General features: G+C 64.7%; 21 protein-coding genes. 8 read left to right on the forward strand and 13 right to left on the reverse strand.

What is annotated here, in order from left to right:
• The first annotated feature begins 387 nt into the window (after nucleotides 1-387).
• The 5 genes from ACSSVC_RS21975 (at nucleotide 388) to ACSSVC_RS21995 (ending at nucleotide 6,944) form a co-directional block, all read left to right on the forward strand.
• The gene (locus ACSSVC_RS21975) at nucleotides 388-933 is read left to right on the forward strand and encodes a phage tail protein (protein WP_492611365.1); all 546 of its coding nucleotides are present in this window, start codon (nucleotides 388-390) and stop codon (nucleotides 931-933) included.
• 35 nt (nucleotides 934-968) lie between these two features.
• Nucleotides 969-1,544: a phage tail protein gene (locus ACSSVC_RS21980; RefSeq protein ID WP_346635572.1), complete on the forward strand. Its 576-nt coding sequence runs from the start codon at nucleotides 969-971 to the stop codon at nucleotides 1,542-1,544.
• A gap of 29 nt (nucleotides 1,545-1,573) precedes the next feature.
• Complete coding sequence (locus ACSSVC_RS21985) at nucleotides 1,574-2,113, forward strand: phage tail protein (protein ID WP_404937125.1); 540 nt, start codon at nucleotides 1,574-1,576, stop codon at nucleotides 2,111-2,113.
• Nucleotides 2,110-2,646 (forward strand): GNAT family N-acetyltransferase, encoded by a 537-nt coding sequence (locus ACSSVC_RS21990; protein WP_492611366.1) that lies wholly within the window; start codon nucleotides 2,110-2,112, stop codon nucleotides 2,644-2,646. The genes ACSSVC_RS21985 and ACSSVC_RS21990 overlap by 4 nt, the downstream gene beginning before the upstream one ends.
• 116 nt (nucleotides 2,647-2,762) lie before the next feature.
• Nucleotides 2,763-6,944, forward strand: a complete 4,182-nt coding sequence (locus ACSSVC_RS21995) for a putative Ig domain-containing protein (protein ID WP_492611367.1) — start codon at nucleotides 2,763-2,765, stop codon at nucleotides 6,942-6,944.
• 155 nt (nucleotides 6,945-7,099) lie between these two features.
• On the opposite strand, the gene ACSSVC_RS22000 is transcribed toward ACSSVC_RS21995, so the two are convergent.
• The 7 genes from ACSSVC_RS22000 to ACSSVC_RS22030 form a co-directional block, all read right to left on the reverse strand.
• On the reverse strand, nucleotides 7,100-8,512 hold the full coding sequence (locus ACSSVC_RS22000) for an aspartate aminotransferase family protein (RefSeq protein ID WP_346636433.1): 1,413 nt from the start codon (nucleotides 8,510-8,512) through the stop codon (nucleotides 7,100-7,102).
• Between the two features lie 2 nt (nucleotides 8,513-8,514).
• Nucleotides 8,515-9,963: an APC family permease gene (locus ACSSVC_RS22005; RefSeq protein ID WP_492611368.1), complete on the reverse strand. Its 1,449-nt coding sequence runs from the start codon at nucleotides 9,961-9,963 to the stop codon at nucleotides 8,515-8,517.
• Between the two features lie 108 nt (nucleotides 9,964-10,071).
• Nucleotides 10,072-11,562, reverse strand: a complete 1,491-nt coding sequence (locus ACSSVC_RS22010) for an aldehyde dehydrogenase (RefSeq protein WP_346636435.1) — start codon at nucleotides 11,560-11,562, stop codon at nucleotides 10,072-10,074.
• Between the two features lie 221 nt (nucleotides 11,563-11,783).
• Nucleotides 11,784-12,947 (reverse strand): acetylornithine deacetylase, encoded by a 1,164-nt coding sequence (gene argE, locus ACSSVC_RS22015; RefSeq protein WP_492611369.1) that lies wholly within the window; start codon nucleotides 12,945-12,947, stop codon nucleotides 11,784-11,786.
• Nucleotides 12,940-13,617, reverse strand: a complete 678-nt coding sequence (locus ACSSVC_RS22020; protein ID WP_346636437.1) for a DUF1028 domain-containing protein — start codon at nucleotides 13,615-13,617, stop codon at nucleotides 12,940-12,942. Before ACSSVC_RS22020 ends, argE begins: the two co-directional genes overlap by 8 nt.
• Before the next feature lie 70 nt (nucleotides 13,618-13,687).
• Nucleotides 13,688-14,098 (reverse strand): RidA family protein, encoded by a 411-nt coding sequence (locus tag ACSSVC_RS22025; protein WP_011061806.1) that lies wholly within the window; start codon nucleotides 14,096-14,098, stop codon nucleotides 13,688-13,690.
• A complete protein-coding gene (locus tag ACSSVC_RS22030; protein ID WP_346636438.1) occupies nucleotides 14,098-15,423 on the reverse strand; it encodes a flavin-containing monooxygenase in 1,326 nt (441 codons plus the stop codon). The genes ACSSVC_RS22025 and ACSSVC_RS22030 overlap by 1 nt, the downstream gene beginning before the upstream one ends.
• 353 nt (nucleotides 15,424-15,776) lie before the next feature.
• Here ACSSVC_RS22030 and ACSSVC_RS22035 point away from each other — a divergent pair, with 353 nt between their 5' ends.
• The 3 genes from ACSSVC_RS22035 (at nucleotide 15,777) to ACSSVC_RS22045 (ending at nucleotide 20,099) form a co-directional block, all read left to right on the forward strand.
• Nucleotides 15,777-16,874 carry a carboxynorspermidine decarboxylase gene (locus ACSSVC_RS22035; protein WP_346636439.1) on the forward strand — a complete coding sequence of 366 codons (1,098 nt, stop codon included), beginning with the start codon at nucleotides 15,777-15,779 and terminating at the stop codon, nucleotides 16,872-16,874.
• 29 nt (nucleotides 16,875-16,903) lie between these two features.
• The gene (locus ACSSVC_RS22040; protein WP_346636440.1) at nucleotides 16,904-18,148 is read left to right on the forward strand and encodes a saccharopine dehydrogenase family protein; all 1,245 of its coding nucleotides are present in this window, start codon (nucleotides 16,904-16,906) and stop codon (nucleotides 18,146-18,148) included.
• 211 nt (nucleotides 18,149-18,359) lie between these two features.
• A complete protein-coding gene (locus ACSSVC_RS22045; protein WP_346636441.1) occupies nucleotides 18,360-20,099 on the forward strand; it encodes a dipeptidase in 1,740 nt (579 codons plus the stop codon).
• 132 nt (nucleotides 20,100-20,231) lie between these two features.
• Here ACSSVC_RS22045 and ACSSVC_RS22050 read toward each other — a convergent pair whose 3' ends face one another.
• From ACSSVC_RS22050 to ACSSVC_RS22075, 6 genes are read right to left on the reverse strand one after another with little or no spacing between them, the layout of a single operon-like run.
• On the reverse strand, nucleotides 20,232-21,197 hold the full coding sequence (locus tag ACSSVC_RS22050; protein ID WP_346636442.1) for a fatty acid desaturase family protein: 966 nt from the start codon (nucleotides 21,195-21,197) through the stop codon (nucleotides 20,232-20,234).
• On the reverse strand, nucleotides 21,184-21,807 hold the full coding sequence (locus tag ACSSVC_RS22055) for a phosphatase PAP2 family protein (protein ID WP_492611370.1): 624 nt from the start codon (nucleotides 21,805-21,807) through the stop codon (nucleotides 21,184-21,186). Before ACSSVC_RS22055 ends, ACSSVC_RS22050 begins: the two co-directional genes overlap by 14 nt.
• A gap of 51 nt (nucleotides 21,808-21,858) precedes the next feature.
• Nucleotides 21,859-22,953 carry a glycosyltransferase family protein gene (locus ACSSVC_RS22060; RefSeq protein ID WP_492611371.1) on the reverse strand — a complete coding sequence of 365 codons (1,095 nt, stop codon included), beginning with the start codon at nucleotides 22,951-22,953 and terminating at the stop codon, nucleotides 21,859-21,861.
• Nucleotides 22,950-23,684, reverse strand: a complete 735-nt coding sequence (locus ACSSVC_RS22065) for a hypothetical protein (RefSeq protein WP_404937133.1) — start codon at nucleotides 23,682-23,684, stop codon at nucleotides 22,950-22,952. The genes ACSSVC_RS22060 and ACSSVC_RS22065 overlap by 4 nt, the downstream gene beginning before the upstream one ends.
• A complete protein-coding gene (locus ACSSVC_RS22070) occupies nucleotides 23,681-24,703 on the reverse strand; it encodes a hypothetical protein (protein ID WP_346636446.1) in 1,023 nt (340 codons plus the stop codon). Before ACSSVC_RS22070 ends, ACSSVC_RS22065 begins: the two co-directional genes overlap by 4 nt.
• 53 nt (nucleotides 24,704-24,756) lie before the next feature.
• Nucleotides 24,757-25,830, reverse strand: coding sequence for a glycosyltransferase family 2 protein (locus ACSSVC_RS22075; RefSeq protein ID WP_492611372.1), 1,074 nt, complete (start codon nucleotides 25,828-25,830; stop codon nucleotides 24,757-24,759).
• Between the last annotated feature and the right edge of the window lie 260 nt (nucleotides 25,831-26,090).

A 26,090-nucleotide genomic window follows, 5' to 3' on the forward strand; every position in this document is an offset into this window, starting at 1 on the left:
TAAGACCTTAGACTAAGCATCCAGTACTTTCGTACAGAATCGTTAGCCTGCTTAGTTTCCTAACACTCAACTTAGAAGCCCAAGCCCAGCGCATTCTAAAAGTGAAGCCCAGCCTGTAGCGCATGCAGACCGGGGCTTACCCCCTATAAAAATCGATTTCCCCGGTAACAGACAAAGCGCATCAAGCGCTCTTACGGCCAATACAAAAATTGAGCAGCAACGTCAACCTTTGGCGTTACAACGAACGCTTAATCAAGCGCCACCGAACAACTAAAAAATAAAATTTGCGAACTAAATTCAATTCTGTTTATTGTGCATTCGCGCACTCGCTAGCTTTAGCGAAAGATGGATTACCGACGCCAATATTTTGTTCAAGGAGAAAAGAACGTGGATCCCTTTATCGGAGAAATTCGCTTGTTCCCTTGGGGTTGGGCACCTCAGGGTTGGCTGCCTTGCGAGGGCCAGGTTCTGCAAATCAACTCCAATGTGGCGCTGGCTTCCCTCCTGGGCAAAACCTATGGCGGTAACGGCACCACCACATTCGGCCTGCCGGACCTGCGTGGCCGGGTCGCCCTGGGGCAGAACTACAAAGCCTCCACCGTCGATCCGATCATGGATGTGCACGCGCTGGGCAGCATCGGCGGTAGCGAGACCGTTACGATGCCGCAAAACTCGGTGGCCCTGCACAACCATGCCACGCATGTCTCGACCGACCCGGGCAACGATGACCCGGCAGGCAACATTCCCGCCGTCAGCTCGAACTCCAAGGGGGCCGCGGCAAAACCGACCTACGCCGTGGCCACCGGCGCCCTGATCAGCCTCAATCCCGCCACTATCACCCAAACCCAAGGCGCGGCCATGCCGAACATGCAGCCCTCCATCGTCGGCTGTTTCTGCATCGCTACGACGGGCATCTACCCGCCGCGCCAGTAACGGCTGTCTACAGACCCTCAAGCAAGGAAACTGACATGTCTGAAGCCTTCGTCGGAGAGATCCGCATGTTTGCCGGTAACTATGCGCCGGAAAATTGGGCGTTTTGTGACGGTACGTTGCTGCCGATCAGCAACTTCCAGGTCCTGTATTCATTACTGGGCACCCTGTACGGCGGCAATGGCAGCACCAACTTCGGCCTGCCGGACTACCGGGGTCGCCTGCCCGTGGGCCAGGGCACCGGAACGGGTCTGACCCCAAGAACGCTGACCCAAACCTTTGGCGTGGCAGCCGTGACCATGAGGCCGGAAAACACCGCGCCCCATACCCATGGCTTCATGGTGAGCAGCCAGGATGCCACGTCGGCGAGCCCGTCCCCCGCCGCCACGCCCAACAACATGACCTTTGCCACATTCCCGGGCGTGGGGATCATCACCGGGCTGTACAGCGCAGGCACCGGAACCTCCGCCAGCGTCCCGCTGAACCCACAGTTTCTCGACTCGGCACTGACCCCGGCCGGTGGCGCCACGACCCCCCATAGCAACCTGATGGGTTCATTGGCGATCAACTACATCATTTGCCTGCTCGGCCTCTATCCGACCCGACAGCAGTGACCCCCTCACTCAATCTGGAATGACCGATCATGGATGCGTTTACCGGTGAAATCAGACTGTTTCCCTACAACTTCGTCCCGCAAAACTGGGCGTATTGCGATGGCTCGACCATCACGGTCCAGCAAAATCCAGCCCTCTATTCGGTGATTGGCAACTTGTATGGCGGCACCCCCGGCCAGAACTTCAAGTTGCCCGATCTCAACGGGCGCGTGGCCATGGGTGCCGGGCTGAGCGATATCCCAGTTGGCAAGGCCCTCGGCGCCGACCGGATAACCATGGTGGCCAGCAATTTCGCCCCGCACACCCATCAGGTGGTGGCCAAGGACGGCAACGAATCAGCGGCCGCCCTCGATATCCCCAACAGCACCGCCTATCTGGCGCAGCCCCGCAACATACGCCTGTACAACAACACTGCACCGACCGCGACAGGCCCGAGACTGGCGGCCATCACGGTGGGCAACGCCGGCAGCGGCGCAACGTCGACGGCCTTGCGCAACACCATGCAACCCTTCCAGACGCTGTCCTACTGCATCTGCCTGGATGGCGAGTACCCGATCAGAGCCTCATGACTCACATCACCCCTCTCCAGTTGCCGGCAGGCAGCGTGGCCGTACTGCGCAAGCAGAACGGCCACGACCTGGGATTTCTCCAGGCGCTGTACGCCTCGCGCCGTTGGGCCGAAGTCAGTGCAGTGCCTGGCTGGAACCACGCCCAGCGCCGGGCTTTCCTGCACACCCAGGCCGAACTGCAACGCCAGCACTATGAAAAGCACTTCCCTGCTGCGGACTTTCTGATCGTCGAGCAGGCCGGTAGCCCGATCGGGCGCCTGTGCGTGCAGTACGCAGCCGACGATGTGCGAATTGTCGATATCGCCCTGCTGCCGGACTGGCATGGCCGGGGCATCGGCACCGAGTTGCTGCGCACAGTACTGGCCAAGGCCGACGCCCAGCATCAGACCTGCAGCCTGAGTGTCGAGCACGGCAGCCGGGCCCGCGGATTGTATGAGCGACTGGGCTTCCGCGCCGGCGCCGATACCGGCCTGTACACCCAGATGCAGCGTCCCGCGCGGATTGCCGCACGAGAAGAGATCGACAGTCCCTGAGCATCAAGTAATACCTGCCCCCAAGGGGCCGGCTGTAGCCGTGCTGTAACCGCTGGACCTTTATCAACACTGACGCTGGACACGACCCTGAACCGGTCGCAAGGCAGGAAGCCCTCATGAGAACACCGCTGATCGCGCCAGGTACCTGGCTGACACGCCCGCTGATTTCACTGTTTCTGCTGCTGGTCATGCTGACCCTGGCCAGCCAGGCCATGGCGGCCGCCCCCGTGATCACCAGCCCGGCCTCCGGCAGCACCTTGCCCACCATTGCGGTGGGCCAGAGCATGAGCATCAACATCACGTCCGTCGGCGGCACCATGCCCCTGGACCGTTGGGTGGAGTGCGATGCCAACGACCCGGACTACGATGGTGTGACCCCCTGCCTGCCGCCGGGCCTGATCCTCAACGCGTCACCCGGCAGCGCCACCACGTTGTTGCACGGCACCCCGACCACCGCCGGCAACTACACCTTCAGCATCACCCTCAATGACGGCCACAACGATGGCGGGGTCGCCACCTACAACCTGCTGGTCACCAGCTCCGCGACTCCGACCCTGACTTCAGTCAACCCAAGCAGCGGCAGCACCGCAGGCGCCACCTCCGTCACCCTCACCGGCACCAACTTTACCGGTGCCACAGCGGTGACCTTTGGCGGAACAGCAGCCAGCAGTTTCACCGTCAACAACGCCACCACCATCACCGCCACCACCCCGGCCCACGCCGCAGGCACGGTGAATGTGGCGGTCACCACGCCGGGCGGTAGCGCGACCCTGACCAATGGTTATACCTATACAGCGGCAGCGCCCACGGTCGGCCCGGTCAGCGCCACGGTGGCGGCCAACAGCAGCGCCAACCCGATCACCCTGAGCCTGAGCGGCGGCGCGGCCACCAGCGTCGCCGTGGCCAGCGCGGCCAGCCACGGCACCGCCACCGCCAGCGGCACCAGCATCACCTACACCCCGACCGCCGGCTTCTCCGGCGCCGACAGTTTTACCTACACCGCCACCAACGCCAGCGGCACCTCCAGCCCAGCCACGGTGACCATTACCGTCAGCGCGCCGACGCTGGCGATAACGCCGACCACTCTGCCCAATGGCACTCAGGGCACGGCCTATAGCCAGACCCTAACCGCCTCCGGCGGTACCGCGCCCTACAGCTTCGCCATCAGCGCCGGCAGCCTGCCTGCCGGCCTCAGCCTGAACACCGGCACCGGCGTGATCAGTGGCACACCGAGCGTCAGTGGCACCTTCAACCTGACCGTCACCGCCACCGACGCCAACAGCGCTACTGGTTCCCGCGCCTACAGCTTGCTGATCAACGGTCTGGCGCCACCCGTGGCCAACGCCGTCAGCGTCATCGTCGCCGCCAACAGCAGCGCCAACCCGATCACCCTCAACATCACCGGTGGCGCGGCCACCAGCGTCGCCGTGGCCAGCGCGGCCAGCCACGGCACCGCCACCGCCAGCGGCACCAGCATCACCTACACCCCGACCGCCGGCTTCTCCGGCGCCGACAGTTTTACCTACACCGCCACCAACGCCGGCGGCACCTCCAGCCCAGCCACGGTGACCATTACCGTCAGCGCGCCGACGCTGGCGATAACGCCGACCACTCTGCCCAATGGCACTCAGGGCACGGCCTATAGCCAGACCCTAACCGCCTCCGGCGGTACCGCGCCCTACAGCTTCGCCATCAGCGCCGGCAGCCTGCCTGCCGGCCTCAGCCTGAACACCGGCACCGGCGTGATCAGTGGCACACCGAGCGCCAGTGGCACCTTCAACCTGACCGTCACCGCCACCGACGCCAACAGCGCCACCGGCTCTCGCGCCTACAGCATCGTGATCAATGGCCTGGCGCCGGTCGCCGGCGCCGTCAGCGCCACGGTCGCCGCCAACAGCAGCGCCAACCCCATCACCCTGAACATCACCGGTGGCGCCGCCACCAGCGTCGCCGTGGCCAGCGCCGCCAGCCATGGCACCGCTACCGCAAGTGGCACCAGCATCAGCTACACCCCGACCGCCGGCTTCTCCGGCGCCGACAGCTTCACCTACACCGCCACCAACGCCAACGGCACCTCCAGCCCAGCCACGGTGACTATTACCGTCAGTGCACCAAGCATCAGCCTGAGCCCCGGCTCCCTGAGCAACGGCATCGTCGGTACGGCCTACAGCGCCAGCATCAGCGCTTCCGGCGGTACTGCGCCCTATAGCTACACGATCACCACCGGCAGCCTGCCGGCCGGCCTGAGCTTGAACACCAGCAGCGGCGCGCTCAGCGGCACGCCGAGCGCCAGCGGCACCTTCAACCTGACCGTCACCGCCACCGACGCCAACAGCGCCAGCGGTTCCCAGGCCTACTCGATCACCGTCGCCATCCAGGCGCCTGTGGCCAACGCTGTCAGCGCTTCGCTAGCGGCCAACAGCAGCGCCAACCCCATCACCCTGAACATCACCGGTGGCGCGGCCACCAGCGTCGCCGTGGCCAGTGCAGCCAGCCATGGCACCGCCACTGCCAGTGGCACCAGCATCAGCTACACCCCGACCGCCGGCTTCTCCGGCGCCGACAGCTTCACCTACACCGCCACCAACGCCAGCGGCACCTCCAGCCCGGCCACGGTGAGCATCACCGTCAGCGCGCCGGTCCTGACGGTGACACCAGCGTCCCTGGGCGCCGGCACGGCGGGCAGCCCCTACAGCGCGACCCTCAGTGTCTCCGGCGGTACCGCGCCCTACAGCTACAGCATCACCAGCGGCAGCCTGCCCGCCGGCCTCAGCCTGAACACCGCCAGCGGTCTGATCAGCGGTACGCCGAGCACCAGCGGCACCAGCAACCTGAGCATCACCGCCACCGACGCCAATGGGGCGACGGGCTCACAGGCCTACTCGATCGTGATCGCGAGCGTGGCGATCACCGTACCCGCCTCCAGCCAGATCCTCGCCGCAGGCCAATCGGCCACCGTCGACCTGACTCAAGGCGCCACCGGCGGCCCGTTCACCCAGGCCACCCTGGGTTCGGTCACACCTGCATCGGCCGGCAGGGCGATGATGATGGGCCCATTCTCGATGCGTTTCGTGCCCTCGGCCGCCTTCGCCGGCACCGCCATCGTCAGCTTCAGCCTGCAGAACGGCAGCGGTTCCAGCGCCGCGAGCACCGTCAGCTTCATGATCCAGGAGCGCCCGGACCCGACCAAGGACGCCGAAGTCATCGGCCTGCTCAACGCCCAGACCCGGGCCGCGGAACGCTTTGCCAGCACCCAGATGGACAACTTCAACCGGCGTCTGGAGCAACTGCACCAGATCAGTTGCGACCGCAATTCGTTCAACGCCAGCCTGCGCAAGGAAGGTCGCGAAGTGCCGCTGGGCGAGATCGCCAAGACCGTCCAGGACCAACTGGGGGCCTCGGCCAACCAGACCGAGCAGGAAAAACGCGAAGCCGCTGCCGCCCTCAAAGACAATTGCCAACAGGATGCCCTGGCGTTCTGGAGCGACGGCTTCGTCAACGTCGGCTCGACCCATGCACGGGGCGCGCGGGACAACAGCTTCACCACCCTGGGCCTGAGCGCCGGGGTCGACTATCGCCTGTCGCCGACCGCCATTGCCGGTGTCGGTTTCGGCTACGGCAACGACCGCAGTGACATCGGCAAAAACCACACCCGCAGTGATGCAGACGCCATCGGTATCGCCACCTACCTGAGCCTGAACCTGGCCCCGCAGGTGTATGTCGACGGCCTGCTGGGCTACAACCGCATCAGCTTCGACTCACGCCGCTACATCACTGGCAGTGCCGATGACTATGCCCGTGGCTCGCGGGATGCCGATCAGTTGTTCGCCTCCTTGACCGCCAGCTACGAGTACCGCCAGGGCCCGCTGTCGCTGACCCCTTACAGCCGCCTGAATGCCAGCACCACGCGCATGGACGCCTACCGTGAAAGTGGCGGCGGCATTTACGCTTTGTCCTACGACGAGCAGCGCCAGCAGAACTTCACCTCCTACCTCGGCGTGCGCTCGGGCTACGACCTGATGACCCGCATCGGTGTGGTCACGCCCAAGGTCGGCCTGGCCTGGGGCCACAACTTCAGTAGCAGCAGCGACTACAAGATGCGCTACACCGACCAGGGCGACGAAGGCACGCTGTACCGGCTCAAGCCCGATGCCCTGGACAGCGATTTCGCCAGTCTGGACATGGGCGTCGACTTCAACCTCGGACGCGCCTGGCAACTGGGGCTCTCGTACAAGACCGCCCTGGGCTCGGACGAACGCAACGACACCTTCCGCCTAGGTTTCAACGGCAAGTTCTGAACCCTGGCCACAGATTAGTGGCCCGGATCTGAACCCCACAGCAGGAAATGGCTCCCCCTGAGCCATGGCAACAACACCACACCCCGCCAGAGTCCGACTCTGGCGGGGTGTGGTGTTTTAACAGCGCCGACAAGCGCTCGATCCAGCGCCAGCCCTCAGGCCGTTGGCAACTGCCCGGTCTCGATTTCCTGCGCCGTGCGTTCCACGGCGCGGCGGGTCTTGTCGATCAGCTCATCAATGTCGCCACGGCTGGCCACCAGAGCCGGAGCCATGATCATGCGCCCGAAGGTCGAGCGAATGATCACGCCCTCTTCAAAGCCCAGGGTGCGACAGCGCCAGGCGATGTCGTTCTCGTTGGCAAAGCGTTTGCGCGTGGCCTTGTCCTCGGCGAACTGCAGGGCCGCCACCAGTCCGGTGCCCTGGATCTCGCCGATCAACGGATGGTTGCCGAACACTTCACGCAGGCATTGCTGCAGATAGGGACCGGTGTCGCTCTTGACCTGGGTCACCACGCCCTCATCGCGCAGGGCCTTGAGGTTGGCGATGGCCACGGCGGCCGCCACCGGGTGCCCGGAATAGGTCAGGCCGTGGGCGAACACCCCGCCCTGCTCCACCAGCACCTGGGCGATGCGCTTGCTCAGCACCAGGCCGCCCATGGGGATGTAGCCCGAGGTCAGGCCCTTGGCGATGGACAGGGTATCGGGCTCGAAACCGAAGTGCTGGTGAGCGAACCACTCCCCGGTACGGCCGAAACCACCGATCACCTCGTCGGCACACAGCAGCACGTCGTACTGGCGGCAGATGCGCTGGATCTCGGGCCAGTAACTGTCCGGCGGGAAGATCATGCCGCCCGCGCCCTGGAACGGTTCGGCGATGAAACCGGCAACGTTCTCGGCCCCCAGTTCGAGGATCTTCTCCTCCAACTGGCGGGCGCAGCGCAGGCCGAACTCGGCGGGTGTCAGGTTGCCTTCATGGGCGAACCAGTAAGGCTCGTCGATATGCGCCACGTCCGGGATCAACCCGCCCATGTCGTGCATGAACTTCATCCCGCCCAGGGCGGTGGCTGCAAGGGTCGAGCCGTGGTAGCCGTTCCAGCGGCCGATCATCACCTTCTTCTGCGGCTGGCCGAGGATCTGCCAGTAACGGCGCACGCTGCGGATCAGCACCTCGTTGGCCTCGGAACCGGAGTTGGTGTAGATGGCGTGGCTGTAGTGCCCCGGCAGCAGGCTGAACAGCAACTCCGACAGCTCCACCACCGCCGGGTGGGTGGTGTGGAAGAACATGTTGTAGTACGGCAGCTGTTCCAGCTGGGCGGTGGCGGCGGCCGCCAGGTCCTTGCGGCCGTAGCCCAGGTTGGTGCACCACAGGCCGGACATGCCGTCCAGGTAGCGCTTGCCGTCGTTGTCCCACAGGTGCAGGCCCTGGCCACGGACGATGACCCGCGGGCCTTCGGCATTCAGCGCCTTCTGGTCGAGAAAGGCATGGATATGGTGGGCGGCGTCCAGGGCCTGGTAGTCCTGGGTACTGCGTTGCGGGGCGTTGTCTGGCTGAGGGTTGGAAGCACTCATGGTCATTCTCCTGCACGGCAAGTGGATTCAAGGGAAGGGGTTGCAGCGGGACCCGGGTCAAGGGGCAACAGCGGCTCGGGAACAAACAGTGGCTTGCGCATCACCCATTTGATCCAGACCACGGCGATCACCGAGATCACCCCGAGCACCACCCCGGCGCTGCCGAAGATCCGCGCAGTCATCTGCGGCGACGGCGAAACGTGATAGATCGCAAACAGCATGCCGACGATGCCCAGCACCTGGGGCCAGGGGTAGAACGGCGAGCGGAACGGCCGTGGCGCCTCGGGATAGCGACGCCGCAGGGCGATCACGTCGATGTGCACAATGATGTAGGCCAGCAGCCAGGCCAGGGCCGCGGCCAATAGCAGCAGGCTGATGGAATCCGGGTCCTGGCCCAGCAGCAGGATCGGCAGGCCCGTGAGGGCGGCAATGAACAGCACCGCCACCCAGGGCGTACGGGTGCGCGGACTCAGGCGCTTGAACTGGGGAAAGGCCTGGCCGTTCTGCGCCATGCCGTAAAGCATGCGCGGCAGCGCCGCCAGGGACGAATTGACCGTGCTGCAGGTCGCGGTGATCACCGCGCCCACCAGGAACAGCTTGCCGGCCTCACCGAACACCGAGGTGGCGAAGAGGAAATGCGGCAGCGGGTGGCTCGCCAGTTGCTCCCGGGGAATGCACAGCAGTGCGCCGAGGCAGTACAGAGTGATCACCAGGAAAATAATGCTCAGGCCAATGATCATCGAACGCGGGATATTGCGTTCCGGGTTGCGGGTTTCCTCCACCAGCGGGCAGACGAATTCGGCACCGACAAAGCCCCAGATGGCCATCGCCGCCAACGCCAGCGCCCCCACTTCCATGGGGTTCCAGCCCTGATCCAGCGGCAGTTGCAGATCCGCTTGCGCGCTGCCGATGGCGCCCAGGCCCAGGGTCAGCAGAATCACCACCATCACCACCGCCAGTACCGTCTGCAGCTTGGCGAAGACATCGATGCCCAGCAGGTTGAGCAAGGTGAAGGTGCCCAGTACGCCATAGGCCACCAGCATCGGCGGCAGCGCGCCGGGGTAGACCTTGCCGATGATCAGGTCCAGGAGCAGCAGTTCGGCGGACAGGGCGAACATCGCCACCACCATGTAGCCGGAGAAGGTGGCGAGGATCGCCGGGAAGTGCCCGATGGCCACTTCGGTGTAGCTGCTCAAGCTGCCGGCCCGAGGCACCATCAGCGCCAATTCGGAAAAGGACAGCGCGTAGGTCAGGGCCATCAGATACGCCAGCAGCAGAGGCATGAAGAAGCCTAGTCCGGCCATCCCCGCCCCTTGCAGCATCAGCACCATCACCCCCTGAGACACCACCAGGCCGACGGCCACCGAGACCAGCGAACCCAGGCCCAGGACCCGGCGCAAACCGCCGCGTTGCAGGGGGCTTGCAGCCTCGAGGGAGACACTTGCAGTCATGGCACACACTCCGTTTTTTATTGTTGTGGGCCTGCCGCCGGAGCGGCAGGCAAAGACGCGCTCTGACGGCGCGGCACTGGACCCGGCGAGCGGGTCGCAAGGCATGGCTCAGCGCAACTGGAACCAGGTGGTTTTCAGTTGGGTGTACTTGTCGAAGGCATGCAGCGACAGGTCGCGGCCAAACCCCGATTGCCGGCCGCCGCCAAAGGGCACGGTGACGTCCAGGGCGTCCACGGTGTTCACCGACACCGTGCCGGCCCGCAGTTGCCGGGCCACCCGGTGGGCACGGTTGAGGTCATCGCTCCACAGCGACGCAGCCAGGCCATAGACACTGTCGTTGGCCAGCGCAACAGCCTGCTCCTCCTGGTCAAAGGGGGTCACCGCCAGCACCGGGCCAAACAGCTCCTCGCGGAACAGGGTCATCTGGCGATCCACGCCAGTGAAAATGGTCGGTTCGATGTAGTTGTCGCTGCCATCGATGATCAACTGCCGGCCGCCACACGCCAGCTCGGCACCCTGCTCCCGGGCGCCCTTGATGAAGCCCATGACACTGGCGGTCTGGCGGGCGTCGACCATGGCCCCGGCACGGCTGGCCGGATCCAGGGGATTGCCCGGCCGCCAGTCCCGAGCCTTGGCCTGCAAGCGCTCGACGAACTCGTCATGAATGCTGCGTTCCACCAGCAGCCGCGAGTTGGCCGAACACACCTCGCCCTGGTTGAAGAAGATGCCAAAGGCGGCCTTCTCGGCGGCCAGGTCCAGGTCCTGGCAGTCGGCGAACACCAGATTCGGGCTTTTGCCGCCACATTCCAGCCAGACCTGCTTGAGGTTGGATTGGGCCGAATACTGCATGAAGTACTTGCCCACTTCGGTGGAGCCGGTGAACACCAGGCAATCCACGTCCGGGTGCAGGCCCAGGGCGCGGCCGGCCTCGGCACCCAGGCCCGGCACCACGTTGAGCACCCCTTCCGGCAACCCGGCCTCCAGGGCCAGTTCGGCCAGGCGCAGTGCCGAGAACGGCGACTGCTCGGCGGGCTTGAGCACCACTGAGTTGCCCACCGCCAGGGCCGGTGCCAGCTTCCAGGCAGCCATGTCCAGGGGGAAGTTCCAGGGCACCACGGCGCCGATCACCCCCAAGGCTTCACGGCTGATACTGGCGTGGCTGTTACGGGCGCCGGGGGCCACCTGATCGTAGAGCTTGTCGACGCTTTCGGCGTACCAGGCGAAGACGTTGGCGGCGCCGGGCACATCCATGTTCCAGGCATCCATCACCGGCTTGCCCATGTTCAGGGATTCCAGCAGGGCCAGTTCCTCGCGGTGGGCAAGCATCAGCTCGGCCAGGCGCAGCAGCACCTTCTTGCGTTCCACCGGGGCCATGCGCGCCCAGGGCCCCTGGTCGAAGGCCCGGCGCGCGGCGGCCACCGCCAGGTCCACCTCCGCTGCGCCACAGGCGCTGACCCGGGCCAAAAGTTGATTGGTGGCGGGGTTGATGGCGTCGAACGTGGCGCCGGACTGGGCGGACAACCGTTGGCCGCCGATCAGCGCCTGGTCAATGAATGTTTGCCGGGCAGCTCGCTGCTGCCAGTAACCGAGATCGAACACGCTGCACTCCCTCGTCGACCGTTGTAACGGCCTGGTTGTTATGTAGGTAGGGAGGATGGTGCGTCACAGCGAGCGAGAGGAAAAATACTAAAAATATGCTCCGGCACCATGAAAAAGCTCTGTAGCCAAGGCCCTGGACCGGCCGCGCAAACGCCAACGCCCAGGCCATCCGGGAGGTGGCCTGGGGGCGTAAAACAGCACCCGTCAACCGCCGGACAGGGTCAGGCGGGACGTTCCAGCCAGTCCCCCAGGCGCAGCAGCATGGCGTCACAGGCGTGCAACTGCTCAAGGCTGATGAACTCGTCCGGCTTGTGGCCCTGGTCCATGCTGCCCGGACCGCAGACCACCGTAGGGATGCCGGCCTGATGAAACAGCCCACCCTCGGTGCCGAACGCCACAGTGCCGAACGCCCGCGAACCGCTGAGCAGCGCCAGCAGTTCGGCGGCCTCGCTGTCGGCGGCGGTGGTCAGCCCCGGGTAGGCGCTCAAGGGTTGCAGGGCGATCCCGGTGTCGGCCTGTACCGCCTGCATCTGCGGCAGCAATTGGTCTTGGGCATAACGCTGCAGTTCATCCACCACGGCCTGGGCATCGAACTGCGGCAGGGTGCGCACCTCGAAATCGAACTCGCAGTCCGCCGGCACTATGTTCAGTGCCCGGCCGCCCTGGATGGTGCCGGTCTGCACCGTGGAGAACGGCGGATCGAAGCGCGGATCGTGGTGTTCGGAACGGGCCAGTTGGCTGCCGATCTCCCCCAGCTTGCCGATCAGCCGCGCCGCATACTCGATGGCATTGACCCCGTACGGCGCATAGGCGGAATGACAGGCCGCGCCACGCACCTGGCAACGCATGGCCAGCTTGCCCTTGTGGCCCAGCACCGGGCGCAGTTCGGTGGGCTCGCCGATCAGACACAGCAACGGCTTGTGCGGCCGCTGCTGCAATCGTTCGAGCATCGGCCGTACGCCCAGGCAGCCCACCTCCTCGTCATAGGAGAAGGCCAGGTGGATCGGCATGCGCAGCTCTCGCCGGACCAAGCCCGGCACCGCCGCCAGCACCGAGGCGATAAAGCCCTTCATGTCGGCGGTGCCACGGCCATACAGACGCCCTTCCCGCTCGCTCAAGACAAACGGCTCGACGCTCCAGGCCTGGCCATCCACGGGCACCACGTCGGTGTGCCCGGACAACACCACACCGCTACGATCGCTGGGGCCGATGCTGGCAAACAGGTTGGCCTTGGTGCGCTGCGGGTTGTAGATCAGTTCGCTGTCCACCCCATGGCCCGCCAGGTAGTCGCGGATAAAACCGATCAGCTCCAGGTTGGAGTCGCGGCTGACCGTGGCAAAACCCACCAGCCGCGCCAACAGCTCGCGGCTCGAATGCTCACTCATTGCCCGGTACTCCATAACTGGGGGCCGCCGTGGGGTCCAGGGCCCGGGTCAGGTAGTCCTGCATCTGCGGGCGATAGGCCTGCCACAGGCCCGCGAGCTGGCCAATGGGATCTGCATCGGCCCAGTCCACCCGCAGGTCGACGATGGGCCAGGTCAGGTCGTCCACCACGCTCAGCGCCGCCGAATGCACCGGCCCCGCCTCGCCCCCCGCCGCCATCGCCGCCTGCATGGCCGCCAGCAGGCGCTCCACCAGCATGCCCGGGGTGTTTTCAAAGGCCTGGACCATGGCCTCGATCACCTCGGGCCGCGCCAGCAGGTTGCCGGCAGCCACGCACTGCTCCCCCGCCACCGCGTTGTGCAGGCCCAGGGCTTGCTGGCCACTGAACAGCGCCGTGCGCCCCTGGCCGTCGATCACCGTGACCTGGCGGTACTGGCTCCAGCCGTTGCGCCCCAGGGCCTGATCGAGGGCGGCGCCGGGCTCAAGTTTCTGATGCTCGAGCAGGTCGAGGATCTGCGGCCCCAGGGCCGGCAGGGTCACGTTCTGGGTCGCCACCGCCCCCACTCCGGCCCGCAGCCAGGGGCAGCGGGCGCCGACGGCAATGCTCGACGAACTGATAGCGATGCCCAACTGGCCGGTTTCGGCGCAACGGCCAACGATGGAAAAAGTCATGGGAACTCCTTGGCCCACTGGGCCCGCATGGACGCTCGACGCGGCGCCGCTGGAAACCACCGCACAGGGGTCACTCGGGAATCACCGCGATCACGTCGATCTCCATCAGCCACTGCGGCTGGCCGAGGGCCGAGACCACCAGGCCGGTGGAAATCGGGAACACGCCCTTGAGCCACTTGCCCACCTCCTGATACACCGGCTCGCGGTAACGCGGGTCGGTGAGGTAGGTGGTGGTCTTGACGATATGGGACAGGTCGCTGCCGGCTTCTTCCAGCAGTTGCTTGACGTTTTTCATCGCCTGCTCGGCCTGGGCCCGCGGGTCGCCGAGGCCCACCAGCCGACCGTCGAAATCGGTGCCGACCTGACCGCGCACGTACACCGTGTTGCCGGCGCGCACCGCCTGGCACAGGTCGTTGTCCAGGGACTGGTTGGGGTAAGTGTCCTTGGTATTGAACATGCGAATACGGGTATGAGTAGGCATCAGTGGGCTCCCACGCTGTCGAGGTTGTGGACCGGCGTCTCCGGCTGCGCGCAGGTCTGCGCCGAAGTCTGCCGGGCTTGGCTGTAGGCAAGGTATTTACGCTGGGTGGCGATGTGATCGGCGACGTGCTTGGCGTCGTGCCAGACGCCCCAGATAAAGGAGGAGCCCCGGCGCGACAGCCAGGGCAGGCCAAGGAAATAGATTCCTGGTTCGCGGGACACACCGCGCTGATGCAAGGGCTTGCCCTGTTCGCTGAAGGTATCCACCTGCAGCCAGGAAAAGTCCACGGCATAGCCGGTGGCCCAGATGATCGAGGTAACCCCCGCCGCCAGCAGATCCAGTTCCAGGATCGGCTGCTTTACGCACTGCGGATCCGGGACACGCTGCCGAGCCTCGGGCTCCGGCGGCAGGTCGAGGCCGTTGCGGGCGATATAGGCATCGGCCGCGTCCAGCAGCGCCAGGTAGTTCTCGTCGCCACGGGCCAGGTTGTCCACCAGGTCCGCCTGGAAGGTCACGCGCTCACCGTCGAAGGCCTGGGTCAGACCCACCAGGGTGATGCCTTGATGGGCCAGGGCGCGGAAGTCGATGGTCTGGCCTCCGCGGGCACCACTGACGGCAATGGTCACGTGCTCCCGGCCCGGCTTGGCAATCTCTGCGTCCCATTCCCCCAGCACTCCGAGCCACCAGCAGAAATCCCGGCCGCGATAGGAGCGCGGTGGACGGTCATGGGCACCCACCGACAGGTAGACCTGGCGCCCCGCGCGCTGCAGCTCATCGGCGATCTGCACGCCGGAAGAGCCCGCCCCCACCACCAGCACCGCCCCCGCGGGCAGTTGCTGCGGATTGCGGTACGCGGCGGAATGGATCTGCTCGACCCGTGCATTCTTGGGCGCGATCGGCGGAATCACCGGGCGCTGGAAAGGTCCGGTGGCGGCCACCACGCGATTGGCCTGGATCACCCCCTCGGAAGTCTCGACGGTGAAGCCCGGGCGTCCGACATTGCGCTGCACCTTGCGCACGTCCACGCCGGTGCGGATCGGCGCATTGAACTGGCGGGCATAGGCCTCGAAGTAGTCCGCCACCTGATCCTTGGCCGGGAAGGCATCGGCAGGGATATCGAATTCCAGCCCCGGAAAGCGGTCATGCCAGGCCGGCCCATTGGCCACCAGCGAGTCCCAGCGCCCGGTGCGCCAGGCCTCGGCGACCCGGCTGCGCTCCAGCACCAGATGGGGCACCCCCAGCTTGCTCAGATGTTCGCTCATGGCCACGCCGGCCTGGCCTGCGCCGACCACCAGGGTATCGACTTGTATTTGTTCTACGGTCATGTCTGTGTCCTTCTGCGAGACGAGGGGCGCCAGCGCGAGCGCTGGGCGCCTTGTTCAGAACCCGGGTGTGAGTCGGATGCAGCAGATGGTGCGACAGACGTCGGCGAAGGAAAATGACTAAAAATGTGCTCCCTGGATAAGAAAAAACGAGGCAGCGCCAAGGCCTGCAGCCCCGGGTTGCCGAGGGCCGGACTGTAGTCGGGGGACATCCGGGCGCAAGCCAATGGCGATCAGACTGATCGGCAGGGCCTTTCAGATGATTACCCGGCGAAAATGCATTTCCGAGCTTTCGATCTGCAGGCACTGAAGGCACAATGCGTACCTTTTTGGCTGGCCCTGCCGGAGACCCTGAAATGATCAAGACGCCGTACTACCTCATCGACAAGCAGAAGCTTTTGAGCAACATGCAGAAGATCGCCTACGTGCGCGAGCAGTCCGGCGCCAAGGCCCTGCTGGCCCTCAAGTGTTTCGCCACCTGGTCGGTGTTCGATCTGATGCAGCAGTACATGGATGGCACCACCTCCTCGTCGCTGTACGAGCTCAAGCTCGGCCGGCAGAAGTTCGCAGGCGAGACCCATGCCTACAGCGTGGCCTGGGCCGATGACGAGATCGAGGACATGCTCGCCAACTGCGACAAGATCATCTTCAACTCCATCAGCCAGCTGCAGCGTTTTGCCGAAGCCTCCAGTGGCAAGGTCCGCGGTCTGCGGGTCAACCCTCAGGTGAGCAGCTCGGACTACCTGCTGGCCGACCCGGCGCGGCCCTTCAGCCGCCTGGGCGAATGGGACCCGGCCAAGATCGAGCAAGTCATCGAGCAGATCTCGGGCTTCATGTTCCACAACAACTGCGAGAACGGCGACTTCGGCCTGTTCGACCAGATGTTGACCACCATCGAAGAGCGCTTCGGCCACCTGCTGCACAAGGTGGAGTGGGTCAGCCTCGGCGGCGGCATTCACTTCACCGGCGAGGACTACGCCCTGGACGCCTTCTGCGCACGCCTCAAGGCCTTCTCCCAGAAGTACGGCGTGCAGGTCTACCTGGAGCCGGGCGAAGCCGCCATCACCCAGAGCGCGTCCCTGGAAGTGACCGTGCTCGACACCCTGTACAACGGCAAACACCTGGCGGTGGTGGACAGTTCCATCGAAGCGCACATGCTCGATCTGCTGATCTATCGCCTGAACGCCAAGCTGTCACCAAGCTCGGGTGAACATACCTACATGGTGTGCGGCAAATCCTGCCTGGCCGGGGACATCTTCGGCGAATACCAATTTGATCGTCCGCTGGCCATCGGCGATCGACTGTCGTTCATCGACGCAGCGGGTTACACCATGGTCAAGAAAAACTGGTTCAACGGTCTGAAAATGCCGTCCATTGTCGTGAAGCAGCTCGATGGCAGCATCGAAGTGGTTCGCGAGTTTGGTTTCGAAGACTACCTGTCCAGCCTTTCCTGAGCGGACAGTAACGAGGAGACGTAAATAAATTGAAGAAGAATGTTCTTATCATTGGTGCAGGAGGTGTCGCCAAGGTGGTGGCCCACAAGTGCGCGCAGCACAACGACGAACTCGGTCGTATTGCTATCGCGTCGCGCAACATCTCCAAATGCCAGGCCATCATCGACAGCGTCAAGGCCAAGGGCAGCCTCAAACAGCCCGCTGAAATAAACGCCTTCGCCCTCAACGCGCTGGACATCGAAGCGACCAAGGCGCTGATCCGCGAGACGCAATCGCAGATCGTCATCAACGTCGGTTCCGCCTTCCTCAACATGTCGGTGCTGCGTGCCTGCATCGATACCGGTGTGGCCTACCTGGACACCGCGATTCACGAAGAGCCGGGCAAGATCTGCGAGACCCCACCCTGGTACGGCAACTACGAGTGGAAGCACCTCGAGGAATGCCAGGAGAAGAAGGTCACCGCCATTCTCGGCGTGGGCTTCGATCCGGGCGTGGTCAACGCCTATGCCGCCCTGGCCAAGCAAGAACATTTCGACCGCATTGATTCCATCGACATCCTCGACGTCAATGCCGGTTCCCATGGCAAATATTTCGCCACCAATTTCGACCCGGAAATCAACTTCCGCGAATTCACCGGACAGGTGTGGAGCTGGCAGGACAGCCAGTGGACCAGCAACACCATGTTCGAAGTCAAGCGTACCGATGACCTGCCCGTGGTGGGCTCGCAGAACCTGTACCTGACCGGTCACGACGAAGTGCACTCGCTGTCGAAGAACCTCGACGTGCCCAACGTGCGCTTCTGGATGAGCTTCGGCGAACACTACATCAATGTGTTTACCGTGCTGCGCAACCTCGGCCTGCTCTCCGAGCAACCGGTCAAGACCGCCGAAGGTCTGGAAGTGGTGCCGTTGAAAGTGGTCAAGGCCGTACTGCCTGACCCGGCCTCCCTGGCCCCGGGCTACACCGGCAAGACCTGCATCGGTGACCTGGTCAAGGGCACCAAGGATGGCCAGCCTCGCGAAGTCTTCATCTACAACGTGGCTGACCACGAAGAAGCCTACGCCGAGACCGACAGCCAGGGCATTTCCTACACCGCCGGCGTACCGCCAGTGGCTGCCGCCCTGCTGGTCGCCCGTGGCGAGTGGGACGTGCAGCGCATGGTCAACGTCGAGGAGCTGGCGGCCAAGCCGTTCCTCAAGGCGCTGGACGTGATGGGCCTGCCGACCCGCATCAAGGACGAGCATGGCGACCGTCCTTGGGACGCTGCCATCTGATCCTGCCTCACCCACAGGGGGCGCCCACCCAGGCGCCCCCTGTTCCTCGCTCTGCAACATCTTTCGTTTGTGCGCCGCTTTTGCAGTTCTGTGCGACAGATCCCACATCCGGGACTCCCGCCGCCCTCCTTCGTAGTGTTAGCTTGGGAACGTTTCTGTCTGAACCATCAGACAGTTCCTACTCACCGCCTGCAAAGGAATGCCCTCAACAATGGATTTCTCTCTCAAGCACCTGGCTGCGGCCACCCTGATGCTCGCCAGCCTGTCCGCGTTCTCCAGCGCCGCCCAGGCCAATATCACCCCGCAACAGAGCGCGGCCATCCTCAAGTCCTTCAGTGATGCCTCGGTCAGCGACTTCCGTCAGTTCCTCGGCAGCCTGGCCAAGAGCGAAGTGGGCAAGGACGCCAACCTGGGCCCGGCCATTGGCGCCTTTCTCGACAACAAGAGCCTGTCCGCCGAACAGCAGAACGAGATCCATCGCCTGCTGGGCCTCTACGCCCGGGTGAAGTACGGCAAGGCCGCCACCGAAACCCTGCGTGAACTGGTGGCCATTCCCACCTTCAACATCGACGGTGTGCCGCAGTACAAGAACCCCGAGTTTCTCAAGATCGCCGAGAAGATCCAGGGCCTGGCCAAGGCCTTCAACCTGAATTTTCGCAACATCGACAACCGGGTCTACGAGATTTCCCTGGAAGGCACCGGCGACGAAGTGGTCGGCATCCACGCCCACGCCGACGTGGTGCCGGTAACCCCGGAAAACTGGGTCCTGGAAGACGGCACCCGCCTCGACCCGTTCAAGGTCACCCTGATCGGCGACCGCATGTATGGCCGCGGCACCGAGGACGACAAGAACGGCATCGTGGTAACGCTCTACGCCATGAAGATCATCAAGGAAGAGCAGCTGCCCCTGGCCCGGAACTTCAAACTGCTGGTGGACACCACCGAGGAAACCAGCGGCGACGCCATCCCCTACTACTTCGAACGCAATCCGACGCCCAACTACAACCTGGCGCTGGATGGCGGCTACCCGGTGGTGATCGCCGAGAAAGGCTACGGCACGGTGATGGCGACCTTTGCCCGGCGTGCCGCCGAGGGCAAGGGCGCGGAAATTACCGGGCTGACCGGTGGCCTGGCCACCAACCAGATTCCTTCCACCTCGGTGGCCACCCTCAAGACCGACACACCCGCCGAACTGGTGGCCAGCCTGCAGCAAGCCGGTGCCGCCTATGCCAAGGCCAACGGCGGCAACTTCCAAGTGGCCGCCAAGGTGGTGGGCAAGGAGGTGCAGTTGACCGTCACCGGCGTGTCCGCCCACTCCTCCGAACCCGAGTCCGGGGTCAACCCGGTGGCGCGGATGCTGGACTTCATCCACAGCCTCGACGGCAAGGTCGCCCTCAAGCACAACGCGTTCACCGACGGTGCCCGCTACGCCGCCGACAACTGGGGCCTGGACTACCTGGGGAACAAGCTGGGCATCGGTTTCGCCGACGCTTTCATGGGCCCGCTGACCACCTCCCCGACCTTCGTCGGCGTGGATGACAAGGCCTTCAAGCTGGCGGTCAACCTGCGGGTGCCCAAGGGCAAGACCCCGGACGTGCTGAAGGCTGAAATCACCGACAAGCTGGCGGCCTGGAGCAAGAAGACCCAGGTGGCGGTGAAGCTCGACACCTCCATCGCCGCGCCGATGTACCGCAACCCCGAAGGCGAATGGGTCAAGGCCTTGCTGGCGGTGGCCAGCGAGAACCTGGGCATGGAACACAAGTTCGGCACCTCCGCCGGTGCCACCTCGGTGCATGAACTGCCCAACGGCGTGCAATTCGGCCTGGCGCGGCCCGAAGTCAAGTACACCGGCCACACCGACAACGAGTTCAAGACCGTGGAGCAGTTCCTCCTGGACTTGCAGATCGTCACCGAAATGGTCGGGCGTATCGGGCAACTGCCCAAGCTCTGACGCTACTGTCGGACCCGCCGCAATGGCGGGTCCGATGGCCTTGTTCCGGTTGATTGCCCAGCGCCTTCTACACCTCCCTTCCTATAGCCTCGATCAGTATCCGGAGGATGGGTGCGCAGATGCCATGAGCAGTCAGGCCGTCGGCGGCTTCAACGCCGGGTAGCTGACATCCCGCAATACCCCGATGTAACCGCCATAGAGATTCCCGGCAGGCAGCAACTGCCGCGCTGCCAGTTGCTCATGCAGATGGCGCAAATGGTAGAACGGCACGCGCACATAGAGGTGATGCTCGATGTGGTAGTGGATCCCATGGGGACCGAAGAAGAAGGTCTGCCCGTTCGGACGCACGATGCTGCGGGCGTTCTGGCTCTGGTCAGCATGGGCGGGCAATCCGGCGTGTTCCATGAGCGCCCGGACCCGGCCCATCAAGGGCAGCAAAGTGATGGCTGGCAACAACCACAAGCCCAGGTAGAGCCAGGGATGCCCGAACGCACTCAGCAGACCGAACAGCACGCCATTGCCCAGCAGCATTGAGCAGATCTCCCAGGACACCTGCCCCGCAGACTTGTCGACCTTGGGCATGATGGCGCGGTAGTCGCCCCGGGCAAATCTGTAGGCGCTGATGAAGTAGCCCACCCCGAACAGGTCCGCCAGCAACCGCCTGGCCAGCTTGCCCCGAGGCAGCGGGTAGTCCCCCATGCCGAACACCGCCATCACCGGGTCGTCATGCAGCATCGGTTGCCGGTGGTGCTTCAGGTGGCCGGCGCGGTAGGTCGCCATGGAAAGAAACAGCGGGCCAGCCGCCAACAACTGCCCCACGCAATCATTGAGTGCCTGCCGGCGCAAAAGCACGCCGTGGGCACTCTCATGCATGATCACCGCCAGGGCCAGCTGGCTGCGGGCAATGATCAGCGCCGCCAAAAAGTAAATGACCGGGTGCGGCCAGCGTGCGGCACAGACGAACGCAGCGGCGATCAGGGCCCAGTCGGCCAACAGCGCCAGCATGCCGATCCAGGGCTTGATGACAAACAGCTCGGCGGCCGGGACAAAGGCATTGAGCGCCTGATTGTCGCCGGCACGGGCATTAGGCTGGGACACGGGCATGGCTTCCTTGTCGTTGGGTGGCCAGGGCGCAGGCCAGGGCCAGCAGTAGGCCGCCTGCGACATCCAGCAGCGTGTGTTGCTTGAGGGTCAGGGTCGACAGGCAGATCAACAGGCCGGTAATGCCGATCAGCCATTTTCCGGGGTGAGACCAAAGGGCACGGCAGGCCAGGCACGTCACTGCCACATGCAGGCTGGGGCAGCCGTTGGACGCCAGGTCCAGTTGCCACATGCGGCTCAGGCGCTGATACACAAAGGCATTGTCGAGGCTGCCAAGATCGGGCCTGGGCAGGTGTTCGGGGAACAGCCAGAAACACAGGATGGCGATGACGAAGGCCATGCCCGTGGCGTTCTTGAACGCCCTGAACGCCTCGCCACTGGCGTAGGTCGCCGCCAGCAGCACGAAGGGAAAGAACAGCACATACAACCACCAGGACTGGGCAATGAAAGGAATCTCTTCATCCAGCGGCGTGACCCAGGTGTAGCGCGGCGTGATCAGCCGCTGCAGGCCGATGAAAATGCCCAGGCCCAGCAACAGTCCAAGCAGCGCAACCAGCGCCTGTCGATAGTTGGCTCTTGGGGTCGGGCTGGGTAAGGGATTGCTCATGGCTGCTCGCTTAGCGGGTGCAGGGGTGGATAACGGCCCACAGCGGCGCGCTCACAGGCTGAGCAGGCGGCTGACCCAGGCGTCGATCCGCCCCTGGGCCCGCGCCCGACCTGCAGCCGCTGTCGACTCGGCCCCCGCCGCTGCAGTCAATTGCTGCGCCGCCTCAGCCACCTGGCGACGAAAATCCGCGGCGTCGCCGCGCCAGGTCACCACCCGATGCAGCAGCTGTAGCTGGGCGGCACGCGCCGCATTGCTGGTCTGTTCGGGCTGATCGCTGAGCACCAGGATGATCGGCCGCTGATAGACCCGAGCGATGGACAGTGCCGCCATGCCCGGCGCTGACACTATCAGCCGTGCCTGGGCGGCGCGACTGGCCCAGTGCGGATCGACCCCGAGCCAGCCACGGCGCCCGGCATAGCCCTCGCCCACCCGATGCCCGTCCAGGCCGGCGTCCTCCAGACCCGCGCTCAAGGCATCGGCCAGGCTGGGCTCGCTGAAATGCGGATTGAGGTACACCGCAGCGCCGGGGGCCGATGGTTCCGGCATCACCGCCGCCAGGGCCACCGGAGTCGGCAGGCGATACAGCAACGGCGCCTGGGCGTCGTCCACTTCATAGGCGAAATCATGCTCGATGCGGGCTCGCGCCGCGTTGATCTGGCGCTCGACAATCCAGCCGAACAACCGCCCGAACTGACGCGGCCACATGCCCGCGAAATTGTTCAGCAGCGCCACCTTGAGGCTCGCACCGTACACATGCACGACCTTGCGTCGCCATCCCGGCAGCATGCCCATGTACAGCAGCGCCGGGTGGAAGGAGTCGTTGATCACCCGATCCACACTGCGCAGCCTGCGCCCCAGATGGAGAATGTCCCGCAGCATCCGCCCGGGACGAAACAGGTAATGGGCGACATTGCGATTGGTGGCCTGGCGCAGCATGTTCTGCTCGCTGTCGAACTGCACCGCATAGTGCCTGGACAGCAGCTCGGCCTCGATGCCGAAGCGTTGCAGAAAGTGCTGCCCCTGCTCCGAGGTCGTCAGCACGTCGACCTGGGCCCCTGCCTCGCGCAGGGCATGCACCAGCAACTGCGCACGCATCAGGTGGCCACGGGCATCGGCGGTCGCCAGGTAAAGAATCCGTTGACTCATCGAGCCGCGCTGCCCACACCGCCCAGGACCCAACCGGCGATGTACATGGCCAGGGCACCGGTCACGCCGAAACTGGCATCCACTGCGCGAATGTCCTTGAGCAACAGGTCCAGGTGTGCCGACTCATGGGGCGCGACGATGCGGCGCAAGGTGTTCTCGCACAAGCGCACGTGGCCCTGCTCGTCGGCCAGGACCCGGGACAGCAGCGGATACAGCTCATGCCCGGCCCCTATCACCGCACAATGACGGCTCAATACCCGCTGGGCCATCTGCTCGGCACAGAGCCCGGTGGCGTAGGCCGGCACCAGCAGGCCATGCGCGAAATGTGCCGCATAGCGATGGGCCAGGCGCTGCCAACGCCGGATCTTGCGCCGGCTGAGCCAGTCCGGTTCCAGGCGTACCGAGCCGTCGTCGCCCAGGCCGCGCAAGGCGTCGGCAAACAGCGTCACATGGCGACGCTCATCGGCCAGATGCTGTTGCACCTGACGCTCGAGCCAGGGCGGTGACTGGGGGAGCAAGTCTTCCAGCAGCGTGCGCTCGGTGGCGTCTTCGCCGGCCAGGTACATGCGCAACAACAAGCGCTCCCCGCGGGGGCTACGGTGCAGGCGCCGCAGCGCAGCGCGCTTGATGCGATCCACCAGGCGCGCCTGCACCGCCCCCAGGCCCTGGGCCTGAGGCATGCTCAGGCAGCTGAAGTTCGCCTCGGTGGCGACCGCTTCACCCACACTCATTGCGCGGGCTGCGGGGCAGTGGCGGATGCCGTGGCCACCTGCTGGCTGCGGTGCCAGGCCAGGATCAGGCCGATAAAGCTGTCACGCATAAAGGCCGCTCCGGATGCCCCGGCATCGGCAAAGGGTTGTTCATGGCCGTTGTAACGCAGGTAGCCCTTGCCGTTGACCGCCCCCAATTCGAGGATGTCGCGCTTGTTCAGGCCGCGTTGGCGCACCTCCTTGAGCAGAGGACTGTCTTCGAGGCCGAACACGAACAGTTGGCGTTGAACCACCCACAACGGAATCTGGCCACTCAAGGCCTGCAGGTTAAGGTTCCAGGTGCCCGTTGCCAGTAACGCGTCCAGTTCGCCAGTGCCCGGTTGCGTGGCGCTGAAGCTGGCACGCATCACCGACTTGGACAGCCGCCCGACACCCAGGCCGATGGTGATGTCGTCGGCCGCCGGGTTCCGGGCATCGCTGGGGCGCACGACCACGAAGTAGCTGGCCACTCGCGCGGCGATTGACGGCTGCGCCAGGACCTTGCGCGCCTGCTCGGCGGTGAACAGCACGCGCTCAGCGGTGCCTTCGCGGACGCTGATCTGATAAGGGTCGAGGACGATGTCGCTGAACTTGCCACGCACGGGCGAGTGCACATAGGTGTCGGACTTCCACTTCGTGCCCGAGCGCCGCAACAGCACCTGCAGGCTCAGCGGCACACGCTGGCCATCGGCGGCGATGCCACTGCCGTGCAGCAGCACGTCGCCGATCACCGTCTTGCTGTCATGGTGGTCGTCAGCGCCAATCACGATGGCGCGGGTTTGCGGGTCGACGCTGGCCTGGGCATCCGCCACATCCAGGGCAATCCGGTTGCAGTCGCGCTCAGCGCTGCGGGTGGCGGTCGCGCAGCCACTGTCCGAGGCGAAGTGATACACCCCGCGACCACTGAACTCGGAAGGCGCGGCAGTGGCCTGACCGCTCAGTGCCAGCAGTGCCAGGCACGCCAGGGAGTAGCCGAATGAAGCGAGCGAAGGTGTTTTCATGGGGTCTTCCTGTGGGCACGCAGCCTGCGTGCGACGGTACGGCGCGACGCGGATCAATCCAGGTTGCGGTGATAGGACAAGGCTTCACTGTGACCGGCGCTCCGACGCCCGACACTGATGCCCATGCCACGCACCACAGCACCGGCGGTATCGAGCAACGACATGCCGATGACCACCAGCGTCGCCCCAAGACGTCGGAGCCCGCGCAAGGGCGGCAAGTCCTGATGGTTGAGGGCCCGCAGGCTGTAGCCGAGGCGCCCGAGCATCACGCATAGCGGCCCGATCGGACCGCTGCGTCCAAGCCATTGCAGCCAGCCCGGCATATAGGCGCGGACCAGATAGGGGGTCAGGCCGACGCTGTCGCCGCCCCTGAGCCAGCGCAGCTTGACCACTTCGCCATGGCTGTCGGGCAGTCGATGCTCGGTATGGGCGCCTGGCGCATAGGCCACCGCCACCCCCGCCGCTTGCAGACGCAGGCCCATGACCTGGCAGTGGGCGCGATAGACGCCATCCAGAGGCTCATAGCGGTACTGCTCGAAGGTGTCACAGCGAAAGGCCACGTTGTTGGCGTAGAAGTTACGCGTGGCGCCGTGGCGCAAGGGGCTGGGGAAATACATGAAATCGATGGCGGTCAGGGCACTGCCGGCGACGCTGGCTGCATAACTGGTACGCCCGGCAACCGCCAGCGGCGCGTCGTCCTCGGCAAAAGGCACGAGCAACTGCTCCAGCCAATGGCTACAGGGAATGCAATCGGCATCGGCAAAGACCACGTACTGGCAACGCCCCTGATCGACCGCGTCGAAGCCGACATTCTTGGCATCGTAGTAACCGGTAAGAGTATCGATCTCGACGAAGTCCAGTTCCCGTCCGGCCAGTGCACACAAGGCCTGGCGTGCCATAGGATCGAGGCCGTCATGGGTGATGACCCACTGGGCAAAACTCTGGGGTGGCAGGCTCTGCAGGGCAAGGCGTGCGATCAGCCGCTTGAGGCTGTTCAAGGCCTCCTCTGCATCCTTGCCGCCACGCAGGTTGTTGGTCTCCAACACCAGTGCGGTATGGGCTGAGATACCCTCCAGGTGCTCGCGCCTATCGCTGCCGGGAGGCAGCTGCGACGTCCTGGTTGTCATTGCTTGGCTATCCATTTCACTGTGTCTCTGAAAAAAGCGCGGCCACCCGGAGGGCGCGACGGGCGCAATCACAGCATTATTCCCGAGATTATTCAAACGCCACGTACGTCCGGTGTGATGGTCCACGCAGTCGGCTCCCCCGACAGCGCTTCCAGGCTCGGGATTGTTCACAAGCCCAACGAGGCGCACGCCGGGTAGCCGCCGCTATCTGTGCGGATGAGGCGATGGGATAAGGTATTCTTCGGCGCAAAACGGCTATC

Source organism: Pseudomonas sp. E1BtOHC1 (assembly GCF_058744285.1).